At 34.6% G+C, this 13,500-nt stretch carries 10 protein-coding genes and 1 tRNA gene; 6 read left to right on the top strand and 5 right to left on the bottom strand.

The genetic code is table 11. From position 1 onward, the window contains the following. Positions 1-39: 39 nt before the first annotated feature. Both gloB and rnhA read right to left on the bottom strand, forming a co-directional pair. Positions 40-768: a hydroxyacylglutathione hydrolase gene (gene gloB, locus A9G08_RS06070; protein WP_065562838.1), complete on the bottom strand. Its 729-nt coding sequence runs from the start codon at positions 766-768 to the stop codon at positions 40-42. Positions 769-808: 40 nt separating this feature from the next. Beyond that, positions 809-1,282: a ribonuclease HI gene (gene rnhA / locus A9G08_RS06065; RefSeq protein ID WP_065562837.1), complete on the bottom strand. Its 474-nt coding sequence runs from the start codon at positions 1,280-1,282 to the stop codon at positions 809-811. A gap of 158 nt (positions 1,283-1,440) precedes the next feature. Between rnhA and dnaQ the strand changes: the two genes are divergently transcribed. The 3 genes from dnaQ to A9G08_RS06050 all read left to right on the top strand — a co-directional run bounded on the left by dnaQ (position 1,441) and on the right by A9G08_RS06050 (position 2,831). Continuing rightward, a complete protein-coding gene (dnaQ, locus tag A9G08_RS06060) occupies positions 1,441-2,172 on the top strand; it encodes a DNA polymerase III subunit epsilon (protein ID WP_065562836.1) in 732 nt (243 codons plus the stop codon). Between the two features lie 133 nt (positions 2,173-2,305). Beyond that, a tRNA-Asp gene (locus tag A9G08_RS06055) sits at positions 2,306-2,382 on the top strand. Between the two features lie 86 nt (positions 2,383-2,468). Continuing rightward, the gene (locus tag A9G08_RS06050; protein ID WP_065562835.1) at positions 2,469-2,831 is read left to right on the top strand and encodes a YbaN family protein; all 363 of its coding nucleotides are present in this window, start codon (positions 2,469-2,471) and stop codon (positions 2,829-2,831) included. A gap of 95 nt (positions 2,832-2,926) precedes the next feature. Here the strand turns inward: A9G08_RS06050 and A9G08_RS06045 are convergent, their stop codons facing one another. After that, complete coding sequence (locus A9G08_RS06045; RefSeq protein WP_065562834.1) at positions 2,927-3,979, bottom strand: dihydroorotate oxidase; 1,053 nt, start codon at positions 3,977-3,979, stop codon at positions 2,927-2,929. A gap of 514 nt (positions 3,980-4,493) precedes the next feature. On the opposite strand from A9G08_RS06045, the gene A9G08_RS06040 reads away from it, so the two are divergent. From A9G08_RS06040 to A9G08_RS06030, 3 genes are all read left to right on the top strand, one after another. Continuing rightward, complete coding sequence (locus A9G08_RS06040) at positions 4,494-7,265, top strand: flavocytochrome c (protein WP_065562833.1); 2,772 nt, start codon at positions 4,494-4,496, stop codon at positions 7,263-7,265. A gap of 29 nt (positions 7,266-7,294) precedes the next feature. Next, complete coding sequence (locus A9G08_RS06035) at positions 7,295-8,254, top strand: FAD:protein FMN transferase (RefSeq protein WP_065562832.1); 960 nt, start codon at positions 7,295-7,297, stop codon at positions 8,252-8,254. A gap of 90 nt (positions 8,255-8,344) precedes the next feature. Continuing rightward, positions 8,345-9,805, top strand: a complete 1,461-nt coding sequence (locus tag A9G08_RS06030; RefSeq protein ID WP_065562831.1) for a DASS family sodium-coupled anion symporter — start codon at positions 8,345-8,347, stop codon at positions 9,803-9,805. A gap of 47 nt (positions 9,806-9,852) precedes the next feature. On the opposite strand, the gene A9G08_RS06025 is transcribed toward A9G08_RS06030, so the two are convergent. After that, positions 9,853-11,376, bottom strand: a complete 1,524-nt coding sequence (locus A9G08_RS06025) for a Ppx/GppA phosphatase family protein (protein ID WP_218058426.1) — start codon at positions 11,374-11,376, stop codon at positions 9,853-9,855. 10 nt (positions 11,377-11,386) lie between these two features. Next, the gene (gene ppk1 / locus A9G08_RS06020; protein WP_065562829.1) at positions 11,387-13,444 is read right to left on the bottom strand and encodes a polyphosphate kinase 1; all 2,058 of its coding nucleotides are present in this window, start codon (positions 13,442-13,444) and stop codon (positions 11,387-11,389) included. Positions 13,445-13,500 lie beyond the last annotated feature (56 nt).

Genomic DNA, 13,500 nt, shown 5'->3' with positions numbered 1-13,500 from the left:
ATTATAAGTTAGGACATTAATTTAAACGACTTATTATACCTAAAAAATGTCCTTTTGGCTCCTAAAAAAAGCAAACAGTTCTAACTCATTGTTACAATTGAATTTGTTTTGCAAAGATTTTTCTTTACACCGTAAAAATAAGTTAATCTGTTTTTCTTTGGTTAAAATAGAAGGCAAAGTAATTTTCTTTTTGCAAATATAATTATAATATTCATGAATAACTTTATCATGTGGAACCATCATTTGTGCAAAGTTCAAATTAGCTTTAGTATATTCGTGTCCTGCACAAATAAGCGTATCATCAGGTAGTCGCTTTAAATTATTAAGCGAGCTTAGCATTTGCTTATAATCACCCTCAAAAATTCTACCACAACCAGCAGACATTAAGGTATCACCACAAAATAGATATGGTCGGCAATAATAAGCTAAATGTCCTAATGTGTGTCCCGGTACTGAAATAATATCAAATTGAAAATCAGCAATTGATATTTTATCTATATTATCTTGATAGTTAATCTGCAAATTAATTTCACTAGGCCCATAAACTTCAATATCGGGATAAAATGCTTTTAGCTCTGTTACCCCGCAAGTGTGATCGATATGGTGGTGAGTTAGTAAAATTGCAAGGGGTGACAAGTGATGTTTTTTTAGATAACTAATTACAGGGGCAGCTTCACCTGGGTCGATAATAACAATTTGTTTATCGTTGTTTTCCAACAACCAAATATAATTATCTTTTAGGGCCGGGATAACATGTAATCGATACATAGTTATTATACCTTCTTAGTTATCTAACTGTTTTTTGTATTCAGTCCTTTAACGATGCTTCAAAAATAGTATCGTGTAAAGTTGGGGATTCGGCTTGATTTTTAGCAATAATATCACAACGCTCATTTTCGATATGACCAGCATGACCTTTAACCCAAATCCATTCAATAGTATGTGATTTAGCTATTTCATCTAAACGTTGCCACAAATCAACATTTTTAACAGGTTGTTTATTTGATGTTTTCCAGCCATTTTTTTTCCAGCCATGAATCCAATTCATAATGCCATTACGTAGATATTGGCTGTCAGAATACAGTTGAATTTGACACGGTTCTTTAAGAAGCTCTAAAGCAACAATTGCAGCTAATAATTCCATTCGATTATTGGTAGTTTTAAAATAACCTTGAGCTAATACTTTTTCTGTTTGTTTATATTTTAAAATTGCGGCATATCCACCGGGACCAGGGTTACCCAAACAAGAACCATCTGTGAAAATTTGAATTTTTTTTAACATACTAAATAAACTTTGCCTATTGAATAAAATTTAGAATTAAATAATGTGATGTTGTGTAATTAGTGGCGAAAACACTGTAGGTATCAACATCAGCGCATTTTGGTGTTAGACTATACCATTAATTATTAAATTTCCCAATTTTAGAAGAAGAGTATAACGTGATAACACATTCAACACGTCAAATTGTATTAGATACTGAAACAACAGGTATGAACCAAGACGGTAATAATCACTATGAAGGGCATAAGATTATTGAAATTGGTGCTGTTGAGGTATTAAATCGGCGACTAACTGGCAATCATTTCCATGTTTATATCAATCCAGAACGTTTAATTGATGAAGAAGCCTTTAGAGTTCACGGTATAAGTGATGAATTTGTTAAAGATAAACCAATATTTAAAAATATAGCACATGATTTTATAAAATTTATTGATGGTGCTGAATTAGTCATTCATAACGCATCGTTCGATGTCGGATTTATGGATTATGAATTTCGTCTTTGTGGTTTAAATTTTAAAACAGCTGAACATTGTATTGTTACTGATACACTAGCTATGGCTCGGCGGCTTTTCCCTGGTAAAAGAAATAATCTAGATGCACTATGTGAGCGTTATCAGATTGATAATTCACATCGTACACTGCATGGCGCTTTACTTGATGCTGAGATTCTAGCTGAAGTTTATTTAGCAATGACAGGGGGGCAAACGACGTTAGCATTCAGCGCTGAAGATAATCCATTATCAATGTCAAATAATACCGTCAAGAAAATTGAACGTAATGGAACTCCTTTAAAGATAATTAAAGCAAATGAATCTGAACTCTCTGCTCACGAGTCTATTTTAGAAAAGATTGATAAAAAAAGTGGCGGGGCATTATGGAAAGCACATTAAAGTACATTAAAGTACATTAATGATTGTTTTCTATTCAATTGAACTTTATTTTTAAAAATTTTATTGACGAAAATAAAAATAATCTTTAACATCACGCCTACTTTGATGTTCCACATTAAAGTATCTAAAAAGCGGAGCGGTAGTTCAGTTGGTTAGAATACCTGCCTGTCACGCAGGGGGTCGCGGGTTCGAGCCCCGTCCGTTCCGCCAATTCTTATTTTTCTTTATACTTTCCTTGTTTATTATAATTGTGCTATCTTCGATATCCTATGAATATTAATTAAATTGATTTAGACATGCTAAAAAAATCGATATTTGTTGTTCTAGGTGGAGTTTCTTTTGCTTTAGGAACTATTGGTATTTTTATTCCTTTGTTACCTACAGTACCTTTTTATTTACTTACTGCATATCTATGGTTAAATAGTTCAGAGCGCCTCTATAACTATTTTACACAAACTACTTACTATCAAACTTATATCCAAAAATTGCTAATTGAAAAGAAGGCAACCAGGTCAAGTTTATTTAAGATGTTGGCAATGGTGTTTGTTGTGCTACTTATTCCTTTTATTATTTTTAATTCTTTACATGTTAGAATAATCTTAGCCACTGTGTTTTTTGCTCATGTCATTTTTGTCTACTATTATTTTAATAAAAAATGATCAATATAAAGGTTGAAATTAAGAGAAAACAGGGTAAATAAGTTACCCTGTAACAAAAGTATTGGCTCTTTATTGCGATGTATTATTTTTTACTATTATTTCAAACTCTTTTTAATTTCAATAGCAAGTAACGGATTCCACATCGCACCTGTTGCACTCATTACAGCATCAGCACCATTTTTTATAAATTGATGATAATGTTCACTGTTACTAACTCCACCAACACCTATAATTGCAAATTTTAAATCCATTTGTTTACGATATTTATCGAGTCGACTAACCATATCTAACCCAGCCCAACGAATTGCATCGCCACAGATACCGCCTTCTTTTCGATTTTCACCTAAAGCTGGATGACCATTTGCGTCAACTGGTTTTGCTGACAACGTATTAATCGCGCTTAACCCATCAACTATATTTCCAATACGAGTTAATAATGAAACGATTCTTTCATCATCTGGGAAGTAAGCTAATTTCAGGATAAGAGGGCGGTCAGGTACAGCATTTTTAATTTCTTTAACAATTCTTTCAACTCTATCTACATCAAAGCAAAGTAATTTACTTGCACCTTCATTCGGGCAACTTAAATTAGCTTCTAAAATTGGTGCATTGGTTTCTCTTACTAATTTAGCAGCTAATGCATAATCTTGTTCTATCACTCCATTACCTTGAGTTCCTTGGAAGCTACCAATAACACATTGTCCTGGACCAGCAGCTTTAACAGCATCAGCCATATCTGGTTGCCATATATCAGGAGCAAATGATGGAACCCCAAATGAATTAGTGATTGAAAGAGGTTGGCTATAATTAGTATCAGCTAAAACTGTGTCTAAATTACACGTAAGTTTACCTTTGGGATGAACAGATAAAACATTAGGTAACGGATGGCATTTGTGTAATTTTGTTCTTACCGTTTTATATACACATAAATCGAATCCATAAGCAAATGCTGCTTTAATATAATTTGCATTTAATAAAGGTCCAGCGGGTTGGCCAAATGGTAAATTAACATCAACTTTTAAGAACTTGGTTGGTTTAGTTGAAACTTGTTCTGCTTTGTCTAATTCTGCAAAAAGTCCAAAAGGTCCTTTAGCATAATTATCTTCATAGCTAATACTTGGGTTATAAAAAGGGATCAAAGGTTTCATGGTATCTCCTGTTTATGGCTGTTCTGGAAGTGGTATTGTTTGGTAATTTGATATAAAATTGGAAGGTTGAATTTATAGATATAAAAAATCCTCCATAAAGGAGGATGAATATTCAAAATAAAAAGACAATTCAATTTTATTATTGGTTTATTTGTATGGACCACAAGCATAATCAAATTCTCTTTTCTAAAATTGGTAAGCATTTTAGTCGAATAAAAATAAAGTACAAGTGATAGAAGTTAAAAAAAATATAAGTAAATGAAATAGTTATAGTGTTTTTTTTTAGACAGGTTTATGCAGTATTGTACGCAAACACTTTCAAAATAACATAAAAAACAGACAATTCTTTTTGTTATATCCATAGATTGTTTTATAAATTATTAATAAATTTGAATAAATTTTTGTCGAAAAAATGATATTTTCCGACTAATGAAACTTATGTAAGTGGAGAAGAAAAATTTCGGATGTTATGATCCACGTTAACATTTAAATATTAATGATTAGGTAATGAAATATGAAAAACGAAGATATTTTTAAACCAGTAATCTTACCCAATGGTGTTTCCCTAAAAAATCGTATTATGATGGCACCAATGACTACTTGTTCAGGGTTTTACGAAGGTTCTGTTACGCATGATTTAATTGAATATTACCGAGCAAGAGCGGGTGAAATTGGCACTATTATTGTTGAATGTGGATTTGTTGACAATAAAGGGTTAGCGTTTCCCGGTGCGATTGGTTTAGATAATGATGATAAAATAGAAGGGTTAGCGAAGATCGCTAAAGCCATTAAAGAGAAAGGCTCCAAAGCGGTTATCCAAGTTTATCATGGTGGCCGTATGGTTGAGCCTAAACTTATTGGTGGACAATCCCCAGTTGGGCCAAGTGCGATAGCTGCACCACGCCCGGGCGCGGCGACCCCAATTGAATTAACGGCAGATGAAGTTGATGAAATGATTGATAAGTTTGGTCAAGCTGTTCGTCGAGCGATCCAAGCTGGATTTGACGGGGTCGAAATTCATGGCGCTAATACCTACTTAATTCAACAATTTTACTCACCTAACTCAAATCAACGAACTGATAAATGGGGTGGTAGCCGTGATAATCGAGCTCGATTCCCATTGGCTGTTCTAGATATTACTCATAATATGGTTAAAGAGTATGCCAATCCTGATTTTATTGTTGGTTATCGTTTTTCGCCGGAAGAATTAGAAGTACCTGGAATTCGTTTTGATGATTCGATGTACTTACTTGAAAAATTGGCTGAAAAGGGACTTGATTACGTTCACTTCTCTATGGGGACGATCTTAAGACCATCTATTGTTGAAACTAATGATCCAACGCCTTTAATTAATAAATATGTAGCAATGCGATCACAGACATTAGCTAAAATTCCGGTTGTTGGTGTCGGTAATGTGGTTAATATAAGTGATATCGAAGCAGCTATGGATAACGGCTTTGATCTGGTTGCAGTTGGTCGGGCATGTATTGCTTATCCCGATTGGCTTAGTCGAGTCGAAAAAGGGGAGAAACTTGAACTCTTCATCAATAGTGATAAACGTGAAGAACTCAATATACCTGAGCCACTATGGCACTTTTCATTGGTTGAAAGCTTGATTCGTGATGTGAATCTTAATGTAAAAAAATTCAAGCCGGGCAATTATCAAGAAAAGGTTAATGATGAGTCTTATGAATACTTAATTAATGTTGAATTAGGTAATGACTTTGTTAAAGACATGCAATTGCTCAATGCTAATGATTTTGATAGTGAAGTGGTCAACAACTTTTCTGAGATCAAACATCGTATTATTGACTCTAATAGCCCTCACGTCGATGCAATTTCTGGCGCGACATCACAATGTGAGGCGTTCAAAAAAGCCGTAACCAAAGCTATGGCGAAATCAAATAAAGAAGCTATCCTTGCTGAGGGTGGTGATCCTAATGATAAAGCTTATGATGTGGTGGTTGTTGGTAGTGGTGGCGCTGGACTAGCAGCCGCTATTCAAGCACATGATTTAGGAGCAAGTGTAGTTGTGGTTGAAAAAATGCCGGTTATTGGCGGCAATACAAATAAAGCTTCTGCCGGTATGAATGCAGCCGAAACCAAATTCCAAAAACTTAAAGGCATTGTGGACAGTAAAGATCTGTTCTATAAAGAAACGTTAACAGGTGGTAAAAACAAAAATAATCCTGAGTTACTTCGTTATTTTGTTGAAAATGCACCTGATGCCATTGACTGGTTAGATAATAATGGTATCGAACTTAGTGGTATCACAACAACGGGGGGCATGAGCATTGACCGTACGCATCGCCCGGCAAGTGGCGCTGCTGTTGGCGGATTTTTAATTAGTGGATTGCAAAAAAATATCAACCGACGTGGTATTGAAGTCATGCTTGATACCAATGTAACTGAAATATTAACTGAGAATCATAGAGTTGTCGGAGTTAAAGTCAATGAAGAAGACGGCTCCGTTCAAACGATTAAAGCCAAAGCGGTTATTATTGCTACTGGTGGATTTAGTGCAAATCGTGAAATGGTTGAAAAATATCGACCAGATCTGAAAGGATTTGTTACCACTAACCATAAAGGTGCTACTGGTTCCGGAATTATGATTCTAGAAAAACTGGGCGCAGGCACAGTGGATATGAAAGAAATTCAGATTCATCCAACTGTTGAGCAAACAACTTCGTATTTGATTTCCGAATCAATTCGTGGAGGAGGGGCGATACTGGTCTCCCAAAAAGGGCTACGCTTTGTCAATGAGTTAGATACTCGTGATAAAGTTTCAGCAGAAATTATTAAATTACCTGAGCATTATGCGTATATTCTATTTGATCAACAAGTACGTAATGAAAACAAAGCTGTTGAAGAATATGTATCACATGATTTAGTCGTTCAAGCTGATACGATTAAAGATCTTGCTGATAAACTCTCAATTGACAGCAATACTTTATCTCAAACTGTTGAGCGTTATAATCAGTTCGCTGAAACAAAACGTGACGAAGACTTTGGTCGAACAACTGGTATGCGACATCCTATTAACAAAGGACCATTTTATGCGATTAAGATTGCTCCGGGTGTGCATCATACTATGGGTGGGGTAACGATTAATACCGATACTCAAGTTTTAGATACGGATAAACATGTAATACAAGGCGTATTTGCTGCTGGCGAAGTGGTCGGTGGTGTTCATGGTGCCAATCGTATCGGTGGAAACGCTGTTGCTGATATCATTATATTTGGTATGCAGGCAGGTAGAAAAGCCACTGATTACATTAATCATTAATTGACTAATATGACTTAAGCTTGTTTAAAATGCTTAATTCAAGCCATGAATATACTCAAGTATTAATGGGTACCACGGTTTCATTAACGCTTTATGAGCCTAATGAAGCCGTAGCTCATAGGGTGTTTCACACCATAAAATTACTTGAAGATAAATTGACCGTTAACCGCAGTCATTCAGAAGTTATGTCGATTAACGCTGCTGCGGGTAAACATCCGGTTATCGTTAGCCGTGCTGTGTTTTCGCTTATTGAGCAAGCTTATAAAGTCAGTTTAATGCCCAATAGTTGTTTCAATTTTGCTATTGGTCCTTTAGTCAAATTATGGAAAATCGGTTTTCAAGGCCAGCAAGTTCCCTCCCCACAGCAAATTTATGATCAACTATTATTAACCGATCCTAGCGAAATTGAGCTTGATCCTAAAACTTGTGCAGTTTTTTTGAAAAAAAAGGGAATGGAAATTGATTTAGGTGCTATAGCCAAAGGCTACATAGCAGATGTAGTTAAAGTAGTCCTACAGCAAAATAACATACATCAAGCTATTATCAATTTAGGTGGTAACGTCTTAACTTTGGGCAAATCACCCTTAGATAGGAATGGCAATTGGCAAATAGGTTTGAAAGAGCCATTTTCACTCAACAATCAATTGGCCGGGATTATTCAAGTTAATAATAAATCTGTTGTTACATCAGGGATTTATGAGCGTTACTTTACCTTAAATAATCACCGTTATCATCACATATTCAACCCTTCAACCGGTTACCCGTTAGATAATGAATTAGAAAGTGTAACGGTAATTTCAGATACGTCGCTTGAAGGAGATATTTTTTCAACTATTCTCTATGGATTAGGGGTTAAAAAAGCTAGTAAATATTTGATTGAACATCCGAGTTTATCAGCCATATTTGTTTTAAAAAATAAAACAATCGAACTAGTTAATACTGATAATTTTGCTTTTCAGTTAATTAGCCAACATTATGTTTTACATTAACATTTTATTGGAAACGAAAAGATTATATCAAACTGAATTGTTTTTATTATGAATTAAATTAAGTCATTTTTAATTAAAAAGGAAAATACTATGAACACAGTGAAAAAACCACCTGTCAAATGGTTACCGCTCATAATTATTGCTGTTATTTCAGCAATATTATGGCAATTTGTTTCTCCGCCAGAAGGAATTAGTATTGAAGGTTGGCACACAAGTATCATCTTTGTTGCTACTATTGCCTGTATTGTCGCTGAAATTATGCCAATTGGTGCAATTGGATTATTAGCGATAACGGTTTTTGCGGTTCTAAGACCATCAGGGGCAGCAACAGCGACAGAGGCGATTAAAATTTCATTAAGCGAATTAAACAGTAGCCTTATTTGGCTTATCGTTATTGCTTTTATGATAGCACGTGGTTTTATCAAAACAGGGTTAAGTAAGCGTATAGCTTATTATCTAGTTAAACTTTTAGGTAGAAATACATTAGGTTTAGCCTATGGCCTGTCGGTAACGGATATGGCATTAGCTCCAGCTATTCCTAGTACGACAGCTCGTGCTGGCGGTGTGATTTATCCAATCGCTGAAGCATTAGCGATCAATTTTAATTCAAATCCAAAAGATGAATCAAGAAATCGTATTGGCACTTTCTTAATGTTAACCATTAGTCATGTAAATGATATTACATCGGCAATGTTTTTAACTGCCTTTACCGGCAACTTGTTGGCAGCCAAATTAGTAACAAGTCAACTTGGTATTACTTTAGGCTGGGGACAATGGTTTATGGCGGCTATCGTACCTTGTTTAGTCTCATTTATTGTTATTCCTTTAGTTATCTACTTTTTAACCAATCCTGAGCTTAAAAAGACACCAGAAGCGCCTAAATTAGCCACAGAAGAACTTAAAAAAATGGGGGCTCTGACCTTTAAAGAACTTATTATGGGTTCAACTGTTTTATTACTGTTAGGCTTGTGGATTTTTGGTAAAAACTTTGGTATTGATTCAACTACTACTGCATTTATCGGCTTAACAATTTTAATTTTAACCGGTGTACTTAGTTGGGATGATATCAAAGGTGAAAAGGCTGCTTGGGATACTTTAATTTGGTTTGCAGCATTACTGATGATGGCGGGACAAGTTAATAAACTTGGCGTAACTAAGTGGCTAGGCGATACAATTGGTAATGCGGTTAAAGGTCACTTAGGAGATAGTAGCTGGGTTTTAGTCATTGTTATTTTGTGTGTAGCCTATGTTTATCTCCATTACTTCTTTGCGAGTGGTAATGCGCATATTGCTGCTTTATTCCCAGTATTTTTAACGGTTGCTTTAGCGCTCGGCGTGCCGCAAATGATTGCCATTTTTGCATTAGTTATTTGTACTAACTATTTTGGTTCGATTACCCAATTTGCTAATGCTCGTAACCCGTTACTGTTTGCTGAAGGCTTTGTACCGGTTAAAACATGGTGGAAAGTCGGTTTCATTTGTAGCGTAGTAAATTTAATTATTGTTTTCACTATTGGTATTTTATGGTGGAAAATCATTGGATTAGGATAAAAGTTTAGCTATCACCGCCAGTTAAACTGGCGGTTTTTTTTGAGTGATTAAAACATTTCAATCGATAATTTCCAATCATTAACCGATTTCCAATATTTCTGCTCCTGCTCTAAATCAAGCAAGATTAACTTATTATTTTCAACAAACTTTTCGTTGAGTTCTATCGTCAGTTTACTCAATTTATCACTGTTTAATTTTAATCTAAATGCAGTGAGATCCAAATCGTTATTACGCTGGTTATTAAATAAAACGGCAAGCCGCAAAATCTGCAATAACGAGATGATATGTTTGTATTCGAATAAACTAAAGTACGGCAGTTCATCAATGTTAATTGACTTTCGGTGATAACGAACAAGGGTAGACAATAAAAGTTGTTGTTCTTCATTGAATCCGGGTAGGTTACTATTTAACAGAATATAACTCGAATGTTTGTGAATTGATGAAAAATTTATTTTCAGTCCCACTTCATGGAGCTGCGCTGCCCAATAGAGGATAGATTCTAAATGTTGCGGAATATTAGTCGAAGTTTGTGTTTTCCATTGTGAAAAAAGATACTTTGCCGTTTTCACCACTTGTTTAGCATGACGTTCATCTATGTTGTAATGCTGAGAGAGTGATTCGGCTGTTGTTTGTCTTATATCTCGATAATTTGGACCGTCGATCAGTTCATACAAAACTCCTTCACGTAATGCACATGGGCTAAATTGAAGCTCTTGTAAGCCTAATGCGTTAAAAACGCCACTAAATATTGCTAACCCGCTGACGAAAACGTTTTTTCTTTCTTCAGAAAGTGATGGATAGTCAATTTCATGAAAAGACTTGAATTCTAAGATATAACTGATTAAATCATCCAAGCGTTTAGGCGTAATGATACCGTCGCTGACACCTAAATCTAATAATATTTTGTAAATACTTTTGATTGTGCCGGAAGTACCAAATGCGACACTGATATTTTGTCTTTTTATTGTGGTAATAAGATTTTCAATTTGTTGTTCTGCTGCCAGTTTGGCTCTTAAAAAGGAATATCGGTCAATGGTCTTTTGTGGAAAAAATTGCTTAGTATAAGTGACACAGCCCATTGGTCGACTTGCCACAATAAATGGTTTGAGATCGTTTCCTCGACCAATGGCAATTTCAGTCGATCCACCACCAATATCAATAACAAATTTGGTATCATCTTCGGCGGTTGATTCGGCTGTCATGGTACCTAAATAGATTAAACGGGCTTCTTCTTGTCCGGAAATAATTTCAATTGGGTAGGGTAGAACCTTAGCCGCTTGGGCTAGAAATTTATGCCGATTAGTGGCGATACGTAACGTATAGGTTGCAACAATTCGAACATTTTCCGGGGGAAATCCATTCAGCCGTTCAGCAAAGAGTGCAAGGCATTCAATACCTCGTTTAATACTTGTCTCGCTTAGCTCATAGAATTCATTTAAACCGGTAGCTAAATGAATATTTTTTTTATTTTTGTAGATAATTTGTGTTGCACCATCAATACAACGTGCAATGACCATATGAAAACTATTCGAACCTAGATCAATAACTGCATATTCATCAAATTTATTCACGTTCAAATCCTTAACTTGCTGATTCTAATTGTTTTAGATAATCATAAATTGCACGTTGTGCTCTTACTTTCTTTTTATTACCTCTTTGGACGTAATTGTTCATATTATCTTTATCGATAATTCGAGCTTTGACATTATCATTACACTGAATATTGAAAATATTATGAATAGTGGATTTTAATGTCAGATCAAATATTTTTACGCCAACCTCAATACGGTTATCAAGATTTCTAGGCATCCAATCGGCAGATGATATGTAGGTATCTTTATTACCGTCATTTTCGAAAATATAAACTCGAGCATGTTCGAGATACTGGTCAACAATACTGGTTACATAGATATTTTCACTTAAATTAGGAATTTGAGGAACAAGTATACAGGTACCTCGCACAATCATGCGTATTTTTACGCCAGCACAAGAAGCTTTGTAGAGTTGATTTATCATCTCTTTATCAGTTATTGCATTGAGTTTAAGATAGATCCCTGAAGGTTTCCCAGCTTTGGCATTATTGATTTCTCGTTCAATGAATTCATGAAAGCGTAATCGTGTATTTTGTGGTGAAACTAATAAATGGTGAAAAGTTACCGGTTTAAATGGGTTTTCAATAAAGTTAAATACTTTGATAACTTCATCGGTAATCGCGGGGTCAGCCGTTAATAATGAAAAATCTGTATAAATACGTGCAGTTTTTTCATTAAAATTACCTGAACCAATATGAGCATAACGGACAATTCGATCGTCTTCTTTACGATCGATTAAGAATAATTTGGCATGAATTTTAAGTTTTGGTTGTGAATAGATAACTTTTATACCACTACGAATTAACCTTTTAGCCCATTTTATGTTTGCTTCTTCATCAAATCGAGCTTGCAGTTCTACTACTACTGTGACTTTTTTACCGTTGTTCGCTGCATTTATAGCAGCATGAATAAATCTGGAGTCTTTAGCTACTCGATAAATATTCATACGAATATGGGTAACAGCTGGATCAAATGACGCTTGTCGCATAATTTCAAGCACATGTCCAAATGAATAGTAAGGATAATAGAGCAATACATCTCGGTCTTTTATTGTTGCAAAAGCATTTCTGAATTTCTTGAATCGATTATAAGCAAGGCTTGGTAAGCGTTTATTAAGTAAGTTTTTGACACCAAGATCTGGAAAATTTGCTAAATCTTTGAAATTGGGATAACGTCCACCAGGCATTGCATCTTGTTCAGTTAATCTTAGTTTATTTATCAATAATTCAAATAATGCCTTTGGCATGTCTTTTTGATATGTAAAACGAACTGGCTGAGCAGTTAACCGCTGTTTCAAACCCTGAGACATTAACTCAAGTAAACTATCAAGTTCAGTATTTAATTCGTATTCAGCATCACGATTAATATTTATAGAATAAGCATTTAATTCTACCGCATCAAAGAAGACTTTAAAAATATCCGCTAAACAATAACGTAAAATGTTATCTAAAAAAATAATTGATTTATTTTTAGTTGAAACTTCTGAAGGTAATAAAACAAACCGAGGCGCATTATCTGTAGGAAGTTCAAGTAATGCATAGCTAATACTATCTTTACAGATAATTTCAACTGCTAAATAAGCATGATCATCTTTTAAAAATTGAATCAACTCAGTATGGCTATCTAACAAAATAGGGGTAATATACTGTCTTAAATTTTGCTTATAATAATTTTTTATCCAAGTTTCTTGATAAGTGGTAAGTTGCCTTTCATTTATTAGGAAAATCTGATTCCTTGCCATTTCTAATAATAGCTCGTTATAAAGCTGATCAAATTGTAATTCAAGTTGAATGACTTTTTGATTAACCTGACGCAATAAATGTTTAGCATTAGATGTTGCTTGAGCTTGTTCTTGCTCAATAAGGACATATTTTTTTAAATTTGCAAATTGGACTTTATAAAATTCATCAAGATTACTTGAGTAGATACCTAAAAAACGGATTCGTTCTATGAGAGGATTACTTTCATCAGCAGCCTCTTGTAATACCCGTTGGTTAAATGATAACCAACTTAGTTCTTTAGGTAAATATACTTTTTCTATTATCATTTTTTGTAATGCCCATTCCACTAATTTGATTTATTACAGAATAACGTAAGATAAAA

The organism is Gilliamella sp. wkB195 (assembly GCF_001690445.1).
Lineage (GTDB): Bacteria > Pseudomonadota > Gammaproteobacteria > Enterobacterales > Orbaceae > Gilliamella > Gilliamella apicola_E.
Note: the sequence above shows the minus strand (reverse complement) of the source record. Positions and strands in the feature narration are given on the sequence as shown.